This is a genomic window from Actinomadura sp. (assembly GCF_044508335.1).
In the GTDB taxonomy this organism is placed as follows: Bacteria; Actinomycetota; Actinomycetes; order Streptosporangiales; family Streptosporangiaceae; genus Spirillospora.
Map to the genome: position 1 here is coordinate 3,715 of NZ_JBIQHY010000115.1, position 18,538 is coordinate 22,252.

Sequence of the window (18,538 nt, forward strand, 5' to 3'; positions counted from 1 at the left end):
GGGTCGCCGAAGCCGTCGCCGCGCAGGTCGGCGTCGACGAGGTCCACGCGGGCCTTGCGCCGGCGCGGCGCGTCCCGGAGCGGCGCCGGGGCGGCCGGACGGACGCCGAACCGCGTGGACGTGCGCGAGACAGATCGGCAACCCGCCTGACACCGGACGGGACGAGCCCGAGCAGAAGGCCCGGAGGCCGGATCGCCTCCGGGCCTTCGCCCGTGTGATCGGGCGGTGCCTCCCCGGCGGGTGGGGAACGTCGGCGAAAGCGGCCGGGACGCCGTCACAGGTGGGCGGCGACGTGGTCGACGAGGTCGGCGAGGCGGCAGGTGTAGCCCCACTCGTTGTCGTACCAGCCGAACACCTTCACCAGGTCCCCGCTGGACTGGGTGAGCGGGGCGTCGAAGACGCAGGACGCCGGGTCGCCGATGACGTCGCGGGACACGATCGGGTGCGTGTTGTAGCGGATGATCCCGCCGAGAGGACCGGCGGCGGCCCGGGCGAACGCCTCGTTGATCTCCTCGGCGGCCGCGGCGCGGTCGAGGATGCAGGCGAGGTCGACCAGGGAGCCGTCCTCGACGGGCACCCGCAGGGCCATGCCGTCGAACCTCCCGGCCAGCTCGGGGATCACCACGCCGACGGAGCGGGCGGCGCCCGTGGTGGTGGGGATCATGTTCACCGCGGCGGAACGCGCGCGGTGCAGGTCCTTGTGCGGTGAGTCGAGGAGGTTCTGGTCGTTGGTGTAGCCGTGGACGGTGGTCATGTAGCCCTTGGCCACCCCGAACGTGTCGTGGAGGACCTTCGCCATCGGAGCGACGCAGTTGGTCGTGCAGGAGGCGTTGGAGATCACGGTGTGCCGGTCCGGGTCGTAGACGTGCTGGTTGACGCCCATCACGATCGTGGCGTCCACGTCCTTGCCGGGCGCCGACAGGATCACCTTGCGGGCGCCGGACTTCAGGTGCGCGGCGGCGTCCTCGCGCCGCCTGAACCTGCCGGTGGACTCGATCACGATCTCGGCGCCGGCCGCGCCCCAGTCGAGGTCGGCGGGGTCGCGGTGGGCGGTGACCGGGATGCGGTCGCCATCGACGATCAGCGCCCCGTCGTCGTGCTCGACCGTCCGGCCGAGGCGGCCGTAGGTGGAGTCGTACATCAGCAGGTGCGCGAGCGTGGCGGGGTCGGCGACGTCGTTGACGGCGGCGATCTCCTGGCCGCGCTCCAGCGCCAGCCGCAGGTAGTTGCGGCCGATGCGCCCGAAGCCATTGATTCCTACGGGTGCGGTCATCTCGTCTCCCAGGGTTGAACGGTGTCGGCTCGGGGCCGTCCGGGAGCCGACTCGTCGGGCCCTTCCAGGCTCCGCGGCGCGGGATGCGCGACGCCAGGGACCTTCGTCGTGACGAGTCCGCCGTGCCGCGCGGCGGTAAGGGACTTTCGGCCCTGGAGGGGCCTTCACCAGAGGCGGGACCTGGGTCCTCGCCGGTGCGGACGTTCCGCACTACCGCGCGCGTCGGCCGCCGGCGATGACGTTGAGGTAGCTGCCCGGCTGGTTCCGGAGGCCGGACGCTCCATCCGTGGAGGCTGATATGAACGGTCAACAGATGCCGGTCCGCGTGGACGGCCGATTGGAGGAGCCGCTGTCGCGGTGGCTGTGGCTGGTGAAGTGGCTGCTGCTGATCCCGCACTACATCGTGCTGTTCTTCCTCGGGATCGCGTTCGCGGTGCTCACCGTGGTCGCGTTCTTCGCGATCCTGGTCACGGGCCGCTACCCCCGCTCGATCTTCGAGTTCAACCTCGGTTTCCTGCGCTGGGCGTGGCGGGTGGCCTTCTACGGCTACGGCGCGCTGGCGACCGACCGGTACCCGCCCTTCACGCTGCGGGACGTCCCCGACTACCCGGCCCGGCTGCACATCGACTACCCCGAGCGGCTGTCGCGGGGGCTGGTGCTGGTGAAGTGGTGGCTGCTGGCGATCCCGCACTACCTGGTGGTCGCCCTGTTCGTCGGCGGCGGCATCGGCGGGGACGAAGACGGCTGGGACCTGCCGGGGCTGGTGGGCGTGCTGGTCCTCATCGCCGCCGTCGCCCTGCTGTTCACGACGCACTACCTGCGCACCGTCTTCGACTTCGTCATGGGCATGCACCGCTGGACGCTGCGGGTGGCCGGCTACGCCTTCCTGATGACCGACCGGTACCCGCCGTTCCGGCTGGACATGGGCGGCGCTGAGCCGGTCTCCGAGCCGGAGAACATCGCCGTGAACGCTCAAGGACGGTGACCCGCAGCGGGACATGAGGGACGCGCCCACACCACCAAGGCAACGAGAACGGGGGCACCGGATCCGATCCGGTGCCCCCGTCGCTGTGCTGTCACTTCTCGACCGTGATCCGCTTGGATTCGGCCTTGGCGGCCTTGGGCATCGGCACGCGGACGGTGAGGATGCCCTTGTCGTAGCTCGCCTTGATGTCGTCGACGTCAACGTCGGCGGGGAGAGTGAAGGAGCGGGTGAAGGAGCCGTAGTGGAACTCCGACCGGTGGGCCTCCTTCTTCTCCTCGTGGCGCTCGGCGTGGATCCGCAGGACGCCGCCGGTCACGGTGATCTCGACGTCCTTGTCGGGATCGATGCCGGGCAGCTCGGCGCGGATCACGTGGTCGCCGTCGTCGATGTAGTTCTCGACCCGCATCGTCTGGCCGATGCCGGTGCGGAACATGGTGAACGGCGACTCGAGCCAGTCGAACAGCTCGGGGAAGATGCTGCGCGGTTCGCGCCGCTCCAGTGCGCTCATGGTGCCTCCCTCTGCTCTGGTCTACGAGCGACACCCACGGGTGAGGGACCTTGTCGGCATCCGGATGCTTCGCTCCTCATCGGTGGGTGCACTTTCATGCTTCCTCCGGGAGCGCCTCACCCCACACGGCCATGGGTCACACACGGCCGGGACCAAAGTCATCCCGCCCCGGGCTCGCGGAGCCGCTCGCCCGCCGGCACCGTCCTGCCGTCCCGAAGCGGCCGCTCCCATGAGGCGCCGGGCTGGATCTCGACGACCTCGGACGCGTAGCAGATCTGGATGGGGAAGGCGGCGCCCGGCCGGAGCGCCACGCGGATCAGGTCCTGCCGGCAGGTCAGGTCGATGCCCCAGTGGCCCCGGTAGCGGAGCCCGAGGCGCAGCTCGCCGATCGCCCGGGGGAGCCGCGGCTCCAGGTGCAGGATGCCGCCGCGGGTTGTGATCCCGGCGTGGCAGCGCTGGACGAGGTCGACGGTCCCGGCCATGGCGCCCAGATGGACGCCCTCGGGGGTGGTGCCGCCCTGGGCGTCGGTGATGTCGCTGAACAGCGACTCCAGGAACACCTGCCAGGCGATGTCCCCGTCGATGTGGGCGAGGATCCAGGCGTGGACCAGCGAGCTGAGCGTGGAGCCGTGGCAGGTCCGCGGCAGGTAGTAGTCGATGGTCCTGGCGGCCAGGTCCGGGCCGTGCTCGTAGCCGAGCTGCCGCAGGATGTCGTCGAGCTCGCCGGGGGACAGGACGTAGAAGAGCATCAGCACGTCGGCCTGCTTGGAGACCTTGTACCGGTTGGTGGAGTCGTCCTCGGCTTCGAGGATGCGGTCCAGCCTGCGGATGTCGCCGTACCGCTCCCGGTAGCCGTCCCAGTCGAGCTCCTCCAGGTCCGCGTAGCCGTCGAACTGGCTGATCACGCCGTCGTGGAACGGGACGTACATCTTGCGCGCGACGTCCTCGAAGCGGGTGATCTCCTCGCGGGTCAGGGCGAGCCGTTCCCGCAGTTCGAGGCGCCGGTCCTCGGGCAGCAGGGCCAGCGCGTCCAGCGCGCGGCGCAGCACCCAGACGGTGAGGACGTTGGTGTAGGCGTTGTTGTCCAGCCCCGGCTCGTCCCGGCCCGGATAGGCGTCGTGGTACTCGTCGGGACCCATGACGCCGTGGATGCAGTACCGGTCGGTGGAGCGGTCGTAGACCGCGAGGTCGGCGAAGAACCGGGCGACCTCCAGCATGACCTCGGCGCCGTGCTCGGCGAGGAACTCGGTGTCCCCGGTCGCCTCGTAGTAGCGCCACATGTTGTGCGCGACGGTCAGCCCGACATGGCGCTGCAGGTGCGAGTGGTCGGGCAGCCACCGGCCGGAACGCGGGTTGAGGTGGATGCGCTGGGTCTCCTCGCGGCCGTCCGCCGCGCTCTGCCACGGGTACATCGCGCCGCGGTGCCCGGCCTCGGCCGCCGCGCGGCGCGCCGCGGGCAGGCGGCGCCACCGGTACATCAGCAGCGCGCGGGCGATCTCGGGGAACCGCATGGTCAGGAACGGCAGGATGAACAGCTCGTCCCAGAACACGTGGCCGCGGTACGCCTCGCCGTGCAGGCCGCGGGCGGGGACGCCGACGTCCAGGTCGACGGTGTGCTCCGAGACCGTCTGCAGCAGATGGAAGATGTGCAGGTTCAGGACGCGCTGCACCTCGACGTGGTCGACGCTGAGCTGGCAGCGCCGCCACAGCTGCGACCACGCCATCGCGTGCCTCTCCAGCAGGGCGTCGAAGGCGCCGGCGCCCGCGACGGCCGCCAGCGCCGCCTGGCCGTGCTCCTCGACGGCGCGGTCGCGCGAGGTGAACACGGCGGCGACCTTCTCGACCGTGACCGGCACGCCTTCGCGGACGTCCACGGTCAGCTCCTGGCCCGTCCAGCCGTCCTCGGCGCGGCGGGCGCGCTCGGCGGGGGCGGAGACGCGGGTGCGGGCCGCCACCGCGACGCCGATCTTCGAGGACACCGTCGACGACCGCAGCAGAAGCAGCTCCGGGTCGCCCGGACGCGGGCACGCCTCGTGGACCAGGTGTTCCCGGGGCAGGTCCCGGTACCGCTCCACGCCGCTGTTGACGACGCGTCCGTCCACCGCCGACACGATCTCGACCGGGCCGCTCCAGTCCTCGGCCACGATGGTGGTCTCCAGCGCGGCCAGGTGCGGGTCGTCCATGGACACGATCCGGCGCTGCGCCACCCGCGACGTGCGTCCCCGCGCGTCGCGCACGCGGACCAGCCGGGTCAGGACGCCGCGCCGCAGGTCGAGCTCCTGCCGGTACGACAGCAGGCGGCCCTCGCGCAGGGCGCGGTCCGGGTCGAACCAGTCGCCGCCGGCCGGGCGGAAGGCCAGGGGCAGCCAGTTCGGCATGTTGACCAGGTCGGCGTTGTCGGTCCGCCGCCCGTCGATCTCCACCGGCAGCCGGTCATAGCAGCCGGCGATGTAGGTCCCCGGGTAGTGGACGCCGTCGGCGGACGACTCCGGGGCGGCCCCCCGGGTCGCGAAGTAACCGTTGCCCAGCGTGCACAGTGCTTCCCGCAGCCCCTCGGCGTCGGGGTCGTAGCCGTCGTAGGACAGGATCCACCGGTCCATGGCGTTCCTCGCAGTCTCCCAAGGCCATCCGCAGGGCATTCCCGGCATCGCCACGTTGTCACCGCCCGGCCGGGGCGGGCAGTGCCGGACGGCCTCCGGACCAGGGACCTTCGCCCCCTGCCCCGTGTTCGCGGCCCGCCCATCCTGAAATTGAGTCCCCGACTCGACGAGGGGAGGACGGATGGTCGCGCTTTCACGGGTCCAGCGGCCGAACATCCTGTTCGGGTACGACGGGACCGAGGAGAACGAGCCCGCGCTGCGCTGGGCGGTCGAGGAGTCCGGGCTGCGGGGGCTCGACCTGGTCATCTGCCACTGCTGGCATTGGCCCTATCCGCCGGGGCACGTGGACGCGGGCGTCGAGGCGATCGCCCAGCGGGCGGGCGAGAACCTGCTGAACGAGGGCGCCCGCAGGGCCCGCGCCCTGGGGGCGGGAGGGAACGTCTCCACCGTGCTCAGGCGTGAACCCGTCACCGAGACGCTCGTCCTGGAGTCCGACGACGCGGAACTGATCGTCGTGGGCTCCCACGAGCGGTACAACCTGCTCGAAGCGTCGACGGCAGTGCAGCTGCCGGCGCGCACGCACCGGCCGGTGATCGCCGTCCGCGGCGCCGCCGCGCAGCGCGGGCTCATCGTGGCCGGCGTCGACGGATCGGCGGGCGGGGACAGGGCGCTGGGCTTCGCGATCGAGGAGGCCGCCCTCCGCGACGCCGGCCTGCGCGTGGTCTACGGGGCCTGGGAACCGGGCGCCGTGCCCGACCACGAGCTGCCCCTGTTCGCCGACGCGGACAAGCTGTCCGAGGTGCGCACCGCGATGCTGGAGGAGGCCGTCCGCCCGTGGCGGCGGCGCTACCCGCAGGTCCGCGTCCAGGTGTCGCTGCTGCTGGAGCGTCCCCGCGAGGCCCTGCTGGAGGCGGCGGCGGACGCCGACCTGCTGGTGGTGGGGGACCGGGGCGCCGGGACTCTTGATCCGCTGCTGCTGGGCGCGACGAGCTCGGCGATGCTGCACCACGCCCCGTGCGCGGTGGCGGTCGTCCCGCGACCCCGGCCCGCCGCCTGACGGCGCGGTCTCGCTCCACGCCCCGTTCGCGGAGGACGCGCCGCGGCTCCCGCGTCAGGGACCGATGCGGCGGCCGGCTCCCGCGTCAGGGGCCGATGCGGCGGCGGTCGAAGCGGGCCCAGGCCTCGTCCCACATGCGGTAGCGGCGTTTGTCGCAGTGGCGGCGAAGCAGCAGGTAGGCGCCCGCGGCCACCAGGCCCGCCGTGCCCGCCGTCGTGGCCCCGGTCGCCGCGGCGTCGCTGATGGTGCGGGCGTGCGAGCGCGGCGGGTCCTCGCCCACGCCGCCGGGCCCCGCCCAGACCTTCGGGTGGTCGCCGGGGCTCACTCCGCGCCAGGTGGTGTAGTGACCGCTTCGCACCGTCCCGTCCGGGCCGACCCAGATCACCGTCACCTCGCGGCCGGTGTGCCGCCCCTTGATGTTGACCACGGTGGCGTCGATCCGATGGCGGGTGGCGGCTTCGTACCGCTCGGCCTGGACGCCGGAACGGTAGACGGAGCCTACGGTGTGGGCGCAGAGGAGCGGGGCCGCGACGATGAAGAGCACCAGCAGGAGCAGGCCGTAGAACATCTGGGCGCGGTCCACGTCGCGGCGCAGATCGTTCCTGTCGAGGCCCCAGCCGCGGCGAAGGCGGTTCACACGCGTCCAGAAACTCCGTGGCTTCATGACGCCGTCCCCCTTCCAGCCATTCCAAGGCGGCGTTGAGCGTCCTGCGATCGGTTCCGGGCCGCGGAAGCCGGTCCGCAAAGCACCGCCTTCACGATTTCTCGTCTCGGGGGCCGCGGCCACCGACGGATGTCCCCGCCGATCAGGGACAAAGGTCCGTGCTCAGCGGGCGGAGGTCTCTAGTGCCGGCCCGGCGGACGGGGAACCGTGGAAAGGGAGCCCACGAGGGGAAGAGGACCATGAAGCGCATCGCTCGCAGCACCGCTTTCACCGTTTTCGCCGCCGGTGCCTACACGGCCCTGGTCCGTCCTCGCCTGCTGCGCTGGGGCGCCACTCGCGAAGAGGCGAACGCGTCGTATCCCGGTGACGACCTTATCGCGTACCCGACCGCGCAGTCGACCATGGCGGTCTCGCTGCCCGCGCCTCCGGAGGAGGTCTGGCCGTGGCTGGTGCAGATGGGGTGCGGGCGGGCCGGCTGGTACAGCTGGGACCTGCTCGACAACGGGGGGCGGCCGAGCGCCGACCGGATCGTCCCCGAATGGCAGGACGTCACCGCCGGCACCCGGATTCCCGCGGTCCCGAGCGGGGCGTTCTACTTCCTCGTCGAGATCCTCGATCCGGCGCGGACGCTGGTGCTCAGGTCCGACATCGAGCTGCCGTCCGGGCGGCCGTTCGACCCGCGCGGCCCGCTGCCGGCCGCGTACACCGACGGGATCTGGGCCTTCCATCTGCGGCCGCTCCCGGACGGCGGGACACGGCTGATCGTCCGGACGCGAGGCCGCGGAAAACCCGCCGCGGTCGACCGGCTCACAGGCCGCCTCTTCGGCGAGCCGGCCCATTTCATCATGCAGCACCGGCAGTTCCGGAACCTTCGCCGACGCGTCGGCGGGAGCGATCCGTCCAGTGACATGAGGAGGTTTCCCATGAAAGCGAAGAAAGGCGACTGGGTCATAGTCCACGGCCACCAGGTCGGGGAACCGGACCGCAAGGCGCTGATCACTGAAGTGCACGGCAAGGACGGGGCGCCGCCCTACGTCGTCGAATGGGACGACGGGCACACGAGCACGTTCTACCCCTCCTCGGACGCCGTCATCGAGCACCGCCCGGCGACCCGCTCTCCGCACTGAGACCTGCCGGGCCGATGCGGGGGAGGACGACGGGGCGCGCCTCCCTCGCATCTCTTCATTCACCGACGGGACCCCCGTCCCGGACACGAAAGGTGAGGACATGGAACTCAAAGAACTGCTAGGGGACGAGGCCCCTTCACTCCTCGCGCACGAATGCCGGACGATCTCACGTGACCGGCTCCAACTGCCCGGACCGGATTTCGTCGACCGGGTCGTCGCCGCAAGCGACCGCCCTCCGGCGGTGCTGCGCAACCTGCAGCACGTGTTCGACACCGGCCGCCTCGCCGGCACCGGGTACCTGTCGATCCTTCCGGTCGACCAGGGCGTGGAGCACTCGGCCGCCGCGTCGTTCGCGCCGAACCCCGCCTACTTCGACCCGCTGGCCCTGTGCGAACTGGCGGTCGAGGCCGGCTGCAACGCGATCGCGAGCACGGTCGGGGTGCTCGGCATGGCCTCGCGCCGGTACGCCCACCGCGTCCCGTTCATCGCCAAGCTCAACCACAACCAGCTGCTGACCTACCCGAACGCCTACGACCAGGTCATGTTCGCCTCGGTCGAGCAGGCGTTCGATCTCGGCGCGGTCGGCGTCGGCGCGACGGTGTACTTCGGCGCCCCCGAGAGCATGCGGCAGCTGCAGGAGGTCCGGCAGGCGTTCGCCCGCGCCCACGAGCTGGGCATGTTCACCGTCCTGTGGGCGTACCTGCGCAACCCCGCGTTCAAGCGGGACGGCACGGACTACCACGTCAGCGCCGACCTCACCGGGCAGGCCAACCACCTGGCCGCGACGGTCGAGGCCGACATCGTCAAGCAGAAGCAGCCCGAGAACAACGGCGGGTTCCGCGCGCTGGGCTTCGGCAAGACCGACGACCGCGTGTACGGCGAGCTGACCACCGACCACCCCATCGACCTCACCCGCTGGCAGGTCGCCAACTGCTATCTGGGGCGGGTCGGCCTGATCAACTCCGGCGGCGCCTCGGTGGGCGGCGGGGACCTGGCGAAGGCGGTCCGCACCGCGGTGATCAACAAGCGGGCGGGCGGCATGGGCCTGATCGTGGGGCGCAAGTCCTTCCAGCGGCCGAGGGACGAGGGGGTCGAGCTCATCCACGCCGTCCAGGACGTCTACCTGGACGAGGCGATCACCGTCGCCTGAACGGGCGGCCCTGCGGTCCTCAGGGCATCACGCTTCAGGGCATCACGCCGCGCCGGGACCGTCCCGCCGCGCGGGAGGCGAGCTCCTCGCGGAGGCGGTCCCGGCGGCGCCGGAGTTCCGGGCTGAAGGCGACGCCGCCGGTCTCGGGGTTCCGGAGCCGGGCGATCCGGTCGGGCAGGGCGGCGACGTCCGCGGCGCGCCGGTCCCGGGCCGCCGCGAGCGGCTCGGCGGGGGCGACCCGGCGCCCCGACTCCATGACGGGGACGAGCAGCGGCTCCATGCCCGCCGGGGCGGGCTCGTCTCGGAGGGCGACGAGGTCGCCCCGATCTCCGCGGTACACCTGCTTGGCGCCGGGGGCGGTCGCCTTCCCGGAGGACAGCTTCATGACCGGCCTGTCCCCGTAGGCCACCAGCTTGTAGGCGCTGTCGAGGTACGGGGCGTCGGCGGACACGCCCATCCGCGTGCCCACCCCGTAGACGTCGATCGGCGCTCCGCTTGCGGTGAGCTCGGCGATCGCGTACTCGTCCAGCCCGCCGCTGGCCACGATGCGCGTGCGCGTCATGCCGGCCTCGTCCAGCAGGCGGCGGGCCTGGAAGGCCAGCGCGCCCAGGTCCCCCGAGTCGAGGCGGATCCCCGCGAGCTGCGCCCGCCCCGCCCGCCGCGCGGCGCGGATCGCCGCCTTGACGCCGCTCAGGGTGTCGTAGGTGTCGACGAGCAGCGTGGTGCGGTCGGGGAAGTCGGCGGTGAAGGCCGCGAAGGCCGCGTCCTCGTCGGGGAACGCCTCGACGTAGGAGTGGGCCATGGTGCCGGACGCGGGAATGCCGTACCGGCGGGCGGCCTCGACGTTGCTGGTTCCGGCGAAGCCGGCGATGTAGGAGGCGCGGGCGACGGCCATCGCCGCGTCGATCCCCTGGGTCCGGCGGAAGGAGAAGTCGACGACCTGCGCGCCGCCGGCCGCCCGCACGCACCGTTCGGCCTTGGTGGCGACCGTCGTCTGGAAGGTGATGTGGTTCAGCAGGACGGTCTCGACCAGCTGCGCCTCGGCGATCGGCGCCGTGACCTCCAGCAGGGGCTCGCCGGCGAAGACGACGCGTCCTTCGGGGATCGCCCGGACGTCTCCGGTGAACCGCAGCCGCTCCAGCGCCCGCAGCGCCGTGTCGTCGAAATGCTGCTCGGACGCGAGGTAGTCGAGGTCCTCCCGGGTGAAGCCGTAATCCTCCAGGAAGGTCAGGCAGTCGGCCAGCCCGCAGCCGATCAGGAAGCCGCGGCCGGGCGGCAGGGCGCGGACGAAGAGGCTGAACGTCGCCGGCTCGTTCATGCCGCGGCGCAGGTAGCTCGCCGCCATCGTCACTTCGTACAGATCCGTCAGCAGTCCACCGGACATCGGACTCGACCCTCACTGTTGAGCGGTGTTCTGCCGTGCCCGTCCTCGGCAGGTTCGTGTCCCTCCGAGACTGCCCCCGGATCGGGGGTCTATCCAGCTCTCGTTCGTCCTGCCGGGCCTGGGACGAAAGTCCGTTTCGGGGGGCAGCCGGCTGCTCCGGCCAACTGAGGCGCGAGGCGGTACCCGTCGTCCCCTAAAGCCGTCAAAATAGGGCAAACAGGGGTGATCTCCGCGCAGTGCGGGGGTAGTGGGCCGGAGAAGACGATCTGCGACCGGATCCCGGAGGGCCGCCGAGGATGCCTGAACGACCCCGAGCGCGCGGGTTCACGATCGACCCGTCCGAGCCGGAACGCGGCGCCGCAGCCGCCGAGGCCGCGAACGGCGCGGCCCGGCAGCCGGGCACGGACCCGTGGCGCACCGTCCACGACCTGACCGACCGGCTCAACCACCGGCTTTTCGGCGCCGGACTCCAACTGCACGGTGCGCTGGCCAGCATCCAGGACCCGAATGCGGCCCGGTGCGTCCAAGCGGCCCTGGGTGATCTGGACGGCGCCATCGCCGAACTGCGCCGCGCGGTCTTCGATTTGCACACCTCGCCCGGCCGCCGTCCGGACGTCTCGCGCTGATCGCCGGCCCGGCTCAGCCGTGATCCCCGGGTGGGCGCTCGCGGCTCCAGCGCTCTGACAGCTGCGCGAACTCGTCGCGGACGGGCTCGTCCAGCTCCCGGCGGTCCTGCTGGTCGGGGGCGTGGCGGTCGCCGCGGCGATCCGCCGCCGAGACCTCGCCCTGCCCGCCTGACCGCTGCCCGCCTGACCGCTGCCCGCCTGACCTCATTCCGCGGCCCGGCCCGTCACGAGCGCCGGGACGTCCTCACCGCTGCGGGCGGGAAGCGGGCCGCCGGTGCTGTGCCCGTTCCGGGCGCATTCCGGGGCCGCGCGTCGCCGTCGGCCGGGCGGCGCGTTCCCCCTGCTCGGCGAGCTGCATGAGCATCGAGGTGACCAGGCTGTCGAGCCAGCCGAGCGCGGCCGAGCACGCCGCGCGCGTCCCGGCGACACCGGAGTCCTCGTCCAGCAGCGGGAGCAGCTCGCGCACCTCCGCGGCGAGGTGCGGTGAGATCGACCGGACGACCTCGTTGCGGAGGGCGTTGAACACCATGGCGGCCCGCCGCGCGCCCGCGTCGTCGATGCCCTTGGAGTGGAGCTCTTCGTTCACGGCGGTGAGCAACCGCCAGGCGCGCATCAGCCGGGTGGGGGACGTCACTTCGTAGCCTCTGCGCGCCTCGCGGGCATCACCGATCAGGACGGTCATCCGCGCCGGTGCGGGACGCCCGCGGGCGTGCACGGTGCGGTGCGGCTCCTGTCGGGCGGTCATGTCATTTCCTCACGTCGGGGCCGTGGCGTTGCCGATGGCACCAGGCTCCGCCGCCGTCCGGTGCCGGGCCAGGGACCAACGTCCTCGATGGCGCGGGCGAACGTGCCGGATGGGCGGGAGATCCGGGGGACCTTCGGACACTGCCGGCGGCTGATCGCGCCCCTTGATGACGCGGCCCGACGTGCTCCTGCTGGACCAGGTCCAGGACGTCTGCCACCGGGTCGCGATCCTGCGGGCGGGGCGGCTGGTCGAGGTCGCCGCGCTGGAGGACCTGCGCGCCCGGAGTGACGAAGGTCCCGCCGGTTCCGCCGAACGTCGGTGGTTCAAGGGCCGGCGGTTTCGCGGGCGTCGGCAAGGACGAAGTAGTTCTCCTCTTCCTGCGCGAAGTGCAGCCGCAGGACCGCGTACAGCTCCTGGACGGTCCGGCGCAGATCGCTCACGGGCTCCGGGGCCTCCGGCGCGGCCCGCAGTTCCGCGGTGAGCGCGTTGAGGCGGCGCGTCAGCTCGGCGATCTCGGTGTGGCCGCGGCTCATCGCCCCGGTGGGGTCGGTGCCGCCGAGGGCCTGCGCGACCGCCGGGTAGAGCAGCTGCTCGTCCTTGCGCTCGTGCTCGGCGAGGTCGGTCAGGAAGCCCGCCAGCGCGTCCAGCGCCGTGTCCCGCTCCCGGCCGCCGGACGCCGCGATCGCGTCCGCCAGGGCGGGCAGCCGTTCGATGCGCGGCCACAGCGCGCGGTGCTCCTCGTCCAGCCGCCGGACGAGCTCGGCCGCGTCGCCGCGCAGCCGCGGCTCCCGGTCGCGGCCGGGGCCGAGCGCGCGCAGCGCGGCGAGGATCGCCGCGACGTCGATGCCCTCCTGCAGCAGCGCGCCCGCCGCCGGTGTCAGCAGCCCGAACGCCGCCACCGCCATCGCGGCCAGCGACAGGCCCATGCCCGCGACGACGCTCTGCCGCGCGACCGACCGGGTGCGGCGCGCGATCGCGAGCGTCTCGGCCAGCCGCTCCAGCCGGTCGACGGTGATCACCACGTCGGCCGCCTCCGACGACGCCGTCGCGCCCCGCGCGCCGAGCGCGACGCCGACCCCGGCCGCCGCCAGCGCCGGCGCGTCGTTGACGCCGTCGCCGACCATCACCGTCGCCGCCCGCCCGCTCTCCGCGCGGGCGACCTCCACCTTCTGCGCCGGGGTGAGCCCGGCGTGCACGGCGTCCGCGCCGACCAGCCCGCCGATGGAGTCCGCGACGTCCGCGCGGTCGCCGGTCACCATCACGGTGCGCTCGATGCCCGCCCGGCGCAGCAGCCGGAACGTGCGCGGCGCGTCCGGGCGGATCCGGTCGCGCAGCAGCAGGACCGCGGCGACCCTCCCGTCCACCCCGACGAACACCGTGATCGCGCCCCGGGCGGCGGCGCGGCGCCGCACCCGGTCCAGCCAGGCCGGGTCGGCCTTCCCGGCCCAGCTCGCCTTGCCGACGCTCACCCGGCGGCCGCCGACGGTGCCGCGCACTCCCTGGCCCGCGGTCTCGGTGACGTCCGTGGGAGCGGCGAGCGGCACCCCGCGCTCGTGGGCGCCCCGCACGATCGCCGAGGCCAGCACGTGCGGCGACACCTGGTCGAGCGAGGCCGCGAGGAACAGCGGATCGCCGGCCGGCGCGGGATCGGCGGGGACGATCTCGGCGAGCGCCGGCCGCCCGGTGGTGACGGTGCCGGTCTTGTCGAACAGCAGCACCCGCGCTCCCGCGAGCCGCTCCAGCGCGCCGCCGCCCTTCACCACCACGCCCCGGCGCGCCGAGCGCGACAGCCCGGACACGAACGCGATCGGCGCGGCCAGGATCAGCGGGCAGGGCGTCGCCACCACCAGCACCGCCACGGCCCGCACCGGGTCCCCGGCGGCGATCCAGGCCGCCGCGGCGAGAACCAGCGTCACCGGGATGAACAGGGCCGAGTACCGGTCGGCGAGCCGCACGAACGGCGCGCTCTCGGCCGCCGCCTCCTCCGTCAGCCGGACGATCCCGGCATACGTGCTGGACGCGGCGTCGTTGGTGGCGCGCAGCTCGAACGGCCGCCCGGAGTTGACGGCGCCGCTGCGCACCGCGTCGCCCGCCGGATGCTCCACCGGCAGCGGCTCGCCGGTCAGCGTCGACTCGTCCAGGACGGCCGTGTCCCGCTCCACCAGGCCGTCCACCGGCACGACCTCGCCCGGGCGGACCAGGAGCCGGTCGCCGGGACGCACCTCCGCGACGTCGATCGTGTCCAGGCCGCCGTCGGTCCGGCGGTGCGCGGCGCGCGGCGCGAGCGACAGCAGCGCGCCGAGGTCGCGGCGTGCCCGCCGCCCCGCGCGCTCCTCCAGCAGCCGCCCGCCGGTCAGCATCACCGCGATCACCGCGCCGGCGAGCGCCTCCCCGACCGCGACCGTCCCCGCCAGCGCCAGGACCGCGATCACGTCGCTGCCGAACCGGCGGTGCAGCAGCCCGTCCACGACCCACCACACCGCCGGGACGAGGGCGAGCACGGTCACGAGCAGCCAGACCAGGTCTCCGGCGCCCGCCCCGGCCGTCCAGCGGACGGCGGCGCCGGCGGCCAGCCCGCCTGCGGCCAGGGCGAACAGCGCCTCGGGGCCACGCCGCGCGATCACAGCCCGCATGTCCACCTCGCCGTTCCACGGGATCCAGATCTTCCACCCTTCTCCTTGCGGGCACCCGTACCCAGAGGCGGCGGACTCCTCCTCCGCGGGCACAAAGGCCGTCCGGGCGGGGACCTTCGCCCCTACGACCCGCGCGCGGCCGGCCAACACCGTGGAGAGAGGGAATCCACAGGCGAAGGGGAACGCGATGACCGAGCCGATCGTCGTCGGCATCGACGGCTCCGACGAGTCCGACCGCGCCCTGCGATGGGCCGCCGCCGAAGCCGTCCTGCGCGGACGCCCCCTGCACATCGTCCACGCGCTGGAGAGCTGGCCCTACAAGGCGCCGCTGTTCATGCCGGCCGAGACCACCGAGCGGATGACCCGCGCCGGCCGCCGGCTGCTGCGCGCCGCCCGCGAACGCGTCCAGGAACGCCGGCCCCGCCTGGAGGTCACCACCGCCCTGGTCGAGGAGGAGCCCACGCAGGCCCTGCACGACCAGTCGGACAAGGCGTTCGAACTGGTGGTGGGCAGCCGGGGCCGCGGCGGGTTCGCCAGCATGCTGCTGGGCTCCACCAGCCTGCGCATGGCCACCCGCTCCGCCGTGCCCGTCGTGATCGTGCGCGGGGACGCCAGCGACCGCGGCGAGATCGTCGCCGGGGTCGACCTGCTGCGCGACGCCGGCGCCGTTCTCGACTACGCGTTCGACGCGGCGGCGCTCCGCGGCGCCCGGCTCCGCGTCGTGCACGCCTGGCAGACGCTCGGCACCCTGATCGAGGCCGGCTACGCCGTCGACGCCGAGCAGATCGAACGGGACCTGCGCGCCCAGGTCGCCGAGGCCTGCGAGCCGCTGCGCGCCAAGTACCCGCGCGTGGACGTCGTGGACGAGATCGTCCTGGAGCACCCGGTGACGGCGCTGTCCCACGCCTCGCGCAACGCCCGCCTCCTGGTGGTCGGCGCCCACCAGCGGCGCTGGAACGCGCCCCAGCTCGGCTCGGTCGGCCACGGCGTCATCCACCACGCCCGCTGCCCGGTCGCCGTCGTCCCCTCCACCTGACCGCCGGCCCTCGGCCCCGCAACCCGCTTGAAGGCGGGCGATCGCGCCGAAATCGGTGATCGGCCCCTGGCGGCGCGGGGTGCGCGTGCCTAGTGTGAAAAACGTGAAGGTGATCGTCGCGCGCGAGGTGGTCGAGGGGGAGCGGCGGGTCGCCGCGGTGCCCGAGACGGTGTCGAGGCTGGTCGAGGCGGGGCTGAAGGTCGGCGTGGAGCCCGGCGCCGGGCTGCCGGCGGGCCACCGTGACGAGGACTACCGGGCGGCGGGCGCCGAGGTCGAAGCCGGCGTGCTGGACGGCGGCGACGTGCTGCTGGGCGTCCGGCCCCCGCCGGCCGAGCGGGTGCGGCGGCTGGCGGAAGGGGCGGTGAGCGTGTCGTTCCTGCCCGTGGCCGAGCATCTGGAACTGGTGCGGGAGTTCCGGGACGGCGGCCGCACCGCGCTCGCCATGGAACTGGTGCCGCGCATCTCCCGCGCCCAATCGATGGACGCGCTGTCCTCGCAGGCGATGATCAGCGGGTACCGGGGCGCGGTCGTCGCGGCGGAACGGCTGCCGCGGATGTTCCCCCTGGCCATGACGGCGGCCGGGACCGTCCCGCCCGCCCGGGTGCTGGTGCTCGGCGCCGGGGTGGCGGGGCTGCAGGCGATCGCGACGGCGCGGCGGCTCGGCGCGGTCGTCGGCGCCTACGACGTGCGCGCCGCGGCGGCCGAGGAGGTGCGCAGCGTGGGAGCCGACTTCGTCGACCTGGACCTCCCCCCGCTGGAGGGCGCGGGCGGCTACGCCCGGGAGATGGGCGAGGAGCGGGCGCGGCTGCAGCGCGAGCTGCTGGCGCCGCACGTGGCGGACGCCGACGTGCTGATCACCACGGCGGCCGTCCCCGGCCGGGCGGCGCCGCTGCTGGTCACCCGCGCCATGGTGGAGCGGATGCGGCCGGGCTCGGTCGTCGTCGACCTGGCCGCCGAGCAGGGCGGAAACGTCGAGGGCTCCCGGCCGGGGGAGGAGGTGGAGATCGGCGGCGCGCTGGTGTGGGGCGGCCGGGACGTCCCCAGCCAGCTCCCGGCGCAGGCGAGCCGCCTGTACGCCGCGAACGTCGCCGAACTGGTGCTGCTGACGACGCGCGAGGCGCGGGTCTTCCCCGACCTGGACGACGAGATCGTGGCGGGCTGCTGCGTGACCCATGCGGGGGAGGTCCGCCACGGGCCGACCCGGGAACTGCTGGAGGGCTGATGGACGGTGTGGCGCTGCTGACGGTGTTCGTGCTGGCCGCCTTCACCGGGTACGAGGTGATCTCCAAGGTGTCCTCGACGCTGCACACGCCGCTGATGTCGGGATCCAACGCCATCAGCGGGATCATCCTGGTCGGCACGATCGTGGTGGCGGCGCGCGCCGACTCGGCGCTCTCGCTGTCCCTGGCGCTGCTGGCGGTCGCGCTGGCGGCGGTGAACACCGTCGGCGGCTTCCTGGTGACCGACCGGATGCTGCTCATGTTCCGCGGCGGCCGCGGACGGGGCGGCGGACGGGACGGCGGGCGGGAGAAGCGGTCGTGAACGACACCGGGGTCTCGCTGGCGTACCTGCTGGCCGCCGTCTGCTTCATCGTCGCGCTCAAGGGGCTGTCCTCGCCGCGCACGGCCCGGCTCGGCAACCTCGTCGGCATCGCCGGCGCGGTCATCGCGGTGGTGGTGACGTTCGCGGACGTGGGCACCCGGAACCTGGCGCCGATCCTCGCGGCGCTGGTCGTGGGGTCCGCCGCGGGCGCGGTCGCGGCCAGGCGGGTCGCGATGACCGGGATGCCGCAGATGGTGGCGCTGTTCAACGGCGTCGGCGGCGCGGCGGGCGCGCTGGTCGCGCTGCTGGAGCTGGCGGGGAGCGGGCCGTCGCGCGGCCAGGTCGCCGTCGGGGCGTTCACCGTGCTGATCGGGTCGGTGACCTTCTCCGGGTCGGTGCTGACCTTCGCCAAGCTGCAGGAGCTGATGACGGGCCGTCCGGTGGTGTTCGGCGGCATGCGCCCGGCGGCGGCGCTGCTGGCGGCCGCGACCCTCGCGCTCGGGGCGTGGACGGCCGTGGAGGCGCCGATCGGCGTGGCGGTGGGCCTCGCGGTGCTCAGCCTGGTCGGCGGCGTCCTCTTCGTGCTGCCGGTCGGCGGCGCCGACGTCCCGATCGTGATCTCGCTGCTGAACGCCTTCAGCGGCGTCACCGTCGCCGCCGGCGGCTACGTGCTCGGCAACACCCTGCTGATCGTGGCGGGCACGCTCGTGGGCGCCTCCGGGATGCTGCTCACCCGGATGATGGCCGCCGCCATGGGACGCTCGATCGCCAACATCCTGTTCGGCGCGTTCGGCGGCGAGACGACCCTGGGCGGCGGCACGGCCACCGACCGTCCCGTCCGGTCGGCCGGGCCGCAGGACATCGCGATCCTGCTGGGCTACGCGCGCAAGGTGATCGTGGCGCCCGGCTACGGCCTGGCGGTCGCGCAGGCGCAGCACGCGCTCAGCGACCTGGCCGGCGAGCTGGAGCGCCGCGGCGTCGAGGTGCTGTACGCGATCCATCCGGTCGCGGGGCGCATGCCGGGCCACATGAACGTCCTGCTGGCCGAGGCCGACGTCCCCTACGACCGGCTCAAGGAGATGGACGTCGTCAACCCCGAGTTCAAGACCGCCGACATCGCCCTGATCGTCGGCGCCAACGACGTCGTCAACCCGGCGGCGCGCAGCACGCCGGGTTCGCCGATCTACGGCATGCCCATCCTGGACGCC

General features: G+C 73.4%; 16 protein-coding genes. 9 read left to right on the forward strand and 7 right to left on the reverse strand.

The features are described from left to right. Positions 1 to 274 precede the first annotated feature (274 nt). The gene (gene gap / locus ACIWVC_RS28215) at positions 275 to 1,273 is read right to left on the reverse strand and encodes a type I glyceraldehyde-3-phosphate dehydrogenase (protein ID WP_396451958.1); all 999 of its coding nucleotides are present in this window, start codon (positions 1,271 to 1,273) and stop codon (positions 275 to 277) included. A 298-nt stretch (positions 1,274 to 1,571) separates the two neighbouring features. Here gap and ACIWVC_RS28220 point away from each other — a divergent pair, with 298 nt between their 5' ends. Beyond that, positions 1,572 to 2,258 (forward strand): DUF4389 domain-containing protein, encoded by a 687-nt coding sequence (locus ACIWVC_RS28220; RefSeq protein WP_396451959.1) that lies wholly within the window; start codon positions 1,572 to 1,574, stop codon positions 2,256 to 2,258. 91 nt (positions 2,259 to 2,349) lie between these two features. On the opposite strand, the gene ACIWVC_RS28225 is transcribed toward ACIWVC_RS28220, so the two are convergent. Next, on the reverse strand, positions 2,350 to 2,766 hold the full coding sequence (locus ACIWVC_RS28225; RefSeq protein ID WP_396451960.1) for an Hsp20/alpha crystallin family protein: 417 nt from the start codon (positions 2,764 to 2,766) through the stop codon (positions 2,350 to 2,352). A gap of 158 nt (positions 2,767 to 2,924) precedes the next feature. After that, positions 2,925 to 5,366, reverse strand: coding sequence for a glycoside hydrolase family 65 protein (locus ACIWVC_RS28230; RefSeq protein ID WP_396451962.1), 2,442 nt, complete (start codon positions 5,364 to 5,366; stop codon positions 2,925 to 2,927). A 181-nt stretch (positions 5,367 to 5,547) separates the two neighbouring features. Between ACIWVC_RS28230 and ACIWVC_RS28235 the strand changes: the two genes are divergently transcribed. Next, the gene (locus ACIWVC_RS28235; RefSeq protein WP_396451963.1) at positions 5,548 to 6,423 is read left to right on the forward strand and encodes a universal stress protein; all 876 of its coding nucleotides are present in this window, start codon (positions 5,548 to 5,550) and stop codon (positions 6,421 to 6,423) included. A gap of 85 nt (positions 6,424 to 6,508) precedes the next feature. Here ACIWVC_RS28235 and ACIWVC_RS28240 read toward each other — a convergent pair whose 3' ends face one another. After that, positions 6,509 to 7,087, reverse strand: a complete 579-nt coding sequence (locus tag ACIWVC_RS28240) for a hypothetical protein (RefSeq protein ID WP_396451965.1) — start codon at positions 7,085 to 7,087, stop codon at positions 6,509 to 6,511. Positions 7,088 to 7,326: 239 nt separating this feature from the next. Here ACIWVC_RS28240 and ACIWVC_RS28245 point away from each other — a divergent pair, with 239 nt between their 5' ends. Then, complete coding sequence (locus ACIWVC_RS28245) at positions 7,327 to 8,214, forward strand: DUF1918 domain-containing protein (protein ID WP_396451967.1); 888 nt, start codon at positions 7,327 to 7,329, stop codon at positions 8,212 to 8,214. A 100-nt stretch (positions 8,215 to 8,314) separates the two neighbouring features. Then, the gene (locus tag ACIWVC_RS28250) at positions 8,315 to 9,364 is read left to right on the forward strand and encodes a class I fructose-bisphosphate aldolase (RefSeq protein ID WP_396451969.1); all 1,050 of its coding nucleotides are present in this window, start codon (positions 8,315 to 8,317) and stop codon (positions 9,362 to 9,364) included. Positions 9,365 to 9,398: 34 nt separating this feature from the next. On the opposite strand, the gene ACIWVC_RS28255 is transcribed toward ACIWVC_RS28250, so the two are convergent. After that, positions 9,399 to 10,748, reverse strand: coding sequence for a nicotinate phosphoribosyltransferase (locus ACIWVC_RS28255; RefSeq protein WP_396451970.1), 1,350 nt, complete (start codon positions 10,746 to 10,748; stop codon positions 9,399 to 9,401). A 296-nt stretch (positions 10,749 to 11,044) separates the two neighbouring features. Here ACIWVC_RS28255 and ACIWVC_RS28260 point away from each other — a divergent pair, with 296 nt between their 5' ends. Further along, positions 11,045 to 11,374, forward strand: a complete 330-nt coding sequence (locus ACIWVC_RS28260) for a histidine kinase (RefSeq protein WP_396451971.1) — start codon at positions 11,045 to 11,047, stop codon at positions 11,372 to 11,374. 244 nt (positions 11,375 to 11,618) lie between these two features. Here the strand turns inward: ACIWVC_RS28260 and ACIWVC_RS28265 are convergent, their stop codons facing one another. Beyond that, the gene (locus tag ACIWVC_RS28265) at positions 11,619 to 12,119 is read right to left on the reverse strand and encodes a hypothetical protein (protein ID WP_396454790.1); all 501 of its coding nucleotides are present in this window, start codon (positions 12,117 to 12,119) and stop codon (positions 11,619 to 11,621) included. A 323-nt stretch (positions 12,120 to 12,442) separates the two neighbouring features. After that, complete coding sequence (locus ACIWVC_RS28270; protein WP_396453167.1) at positions 12,443 to 14,752, reverse strand: heavy metal translocating P-type ATPase; 2,310 nt, start codon at positions 14,750 to 14,752, stop codon at positions 12,443 to 12,445. A 187-nt stretch (positions 14,753 to 14,939) separates the two neighbouring features. Here ACIWVC_RS28270 and ACIWVC_RS28275 point away from each other — a divergent pair, with 187 nt between their 5' ends. From ACIWVC_RS28275 to ACIWVC_RS28290, 4 genes are all read left to right on the forward strand, one after another. After that, on the forward strand, positions 14,940 to 15,788 hold the full coding sequence (locus ACIWVC_RS28275; protein WP_396453166.1) for a universal stress protein: 849 nt from the start codon (positions 14,940 to 14,942) through the stop codon (positions 15,786 to 15,788). A gap of 103 nt (positions 15,789 to 15,891) precedes the next feature. Then, a complete protein-coding gene (locus ACIWVC_RS28280) occupies positions 15,892 to 17,010 on the forward strand; it encodes an NAD(P) transhydrogenase subunit alpha (RefSeq protein WP_396446157.1) in 1,119 nt (372 codons plus the stop codon). Then, positions 17,010 to 17,330, forward strand: coding sequence for an NAD(P) transhydrogenase subunit alpha (locus ACIWVC_RS28285; RefSeq protein ID WP_396446156.1), 321 nt, complete (start codon positions 17,010 to 17,012; stop codon positions 17,328 to 17,330). The genes ACIWVC_RS28280 and ACIWVC_RS28285 overlap by 1 nt, the downstream gene beginning before the upstream one ends. Further along, positions 17,327 to 18,538 (forward strand): NAD(P)(+) transhydrogenase (Re/Si-specific) subunit beta (locus tag ACIWVC_RS28290; protein ID WP_396454791.1); only part of this gene is annotated, 1,212 nt, incomplete at its 3' end. The genes ACIWVC_RS28285 and ACIWVC_RS28290, both read left to right, overlap by 4 nt.

What these genes read in the sequence shown, in the direction of transcription:
- gap (WP_396451958.1), bottom strand. Translation starts at nt 1,273, where the DNA reads ATGACCGCACCCGTAGGAATCAATGGCTTCGGGCGCATCGGCCGCAAC.
- ACIWVC_RS28220 (WP_396451959.1), top strand. Translation starts at nt 1,572, where the DNA reads ATGAACGGTCAACAGATGCCGGTCCGCGTGGACGGCCGATTGGAGGAG.
- ACIWVC_RS28225 (WP_396451960.1), bottom strand. Translation starts at nt 2,766, where the DNA reads ATGAGCGCACTGGAGCGGCGCGAACCGCGCAGCATCTTCCCCGAGCTG.
- ACIWVC_RS28230 (WP_396451962.1), bottom strand. Translation starts at nt 5,366, where the DNA reads ATGGACCGGTGGATCCTGTCCTACGACGGCTACGACCCCGACGCCGAG.
- ACIWVC_RS28235 (WP_396451963.1), top strand. Translation starts at nt 5,548, where the DNA reads ATGGTCGCGCTTTCACGGGTCCAGCGGCCGAACATCCTGTTCGGGTAC.
- ACIWVC_RS28240 (WP_396451965.1), bottom strand. Translation starts at nt 7,087, where the DNA reads ATGAAGCCACGGAGTTTCTGGACGCGTGTGAACCGCCTTCGCCGCGGC.
- ACIWVC_RS28245 (WP_396451967.1), top strand. Translation starts at nt 7,327, where the DNA reads ATGAAGCGCATCGCTCGCAGCACCGCTTTCACCGTTTTCGCCGCCGGT.
- ACIWVC_RS28250 (WP_396451969.1), top strand. Translation starts at nt 8,315, where the DNA reads ATGGAACTCAAAGAACTGCTAGGGGACGAGGCCCCTTCACTCCTCGCG.
- ACIWVC_RS28255 (WP_396451970.1), bottom strand. Translation starts at nt 10,748, where the DNA reads ATGTCCGGTGGACTGCTGACGGATCTGTACGAAGTGACGATGGCGGCG.
- ACIWVC_RS28260 (WP_396451971.1), top strand. Translation starts at nt 11,045, where the DNA reads ATGCCTGAACGACCCCGAGCGCGCGGGTTCACGATCGACCCGTCCGAG.
- ACIWVC_RS28265 (WP_396454790.1), bottom strand. Translation starts at nt 12,119, where the DNA reads ATGACCGCCCGACAGGAGCCGCACCGCACCGTGCACGCCCGCGGGCGT.
- ACIWVC_RS28270 (WP_396453167.1), bottom strand. Translation starts at nt 14,752, where the DNA reads ATGCGGGCTGTGATCGCGCGGCGTGGCCCCGAGGCGCTGTTCGCCCTG.
- ACIWVC_RS28275 (WP_396453166.1), top strand. Translation starts at nt 14,940, where the DNA reads ATGACCGAGCCGATCGTCGTCGGCATCGACGGCTCCGACGAGTCCGAC.
- ACIWVC_RS28285 (WP_396446156.1), top strand. Translation starts at nt 17,010, where the DNA reads ATGGACGGTGTGGCGCTGCTGACGGTGTTCGTGCTGGCCGCCTTCACC.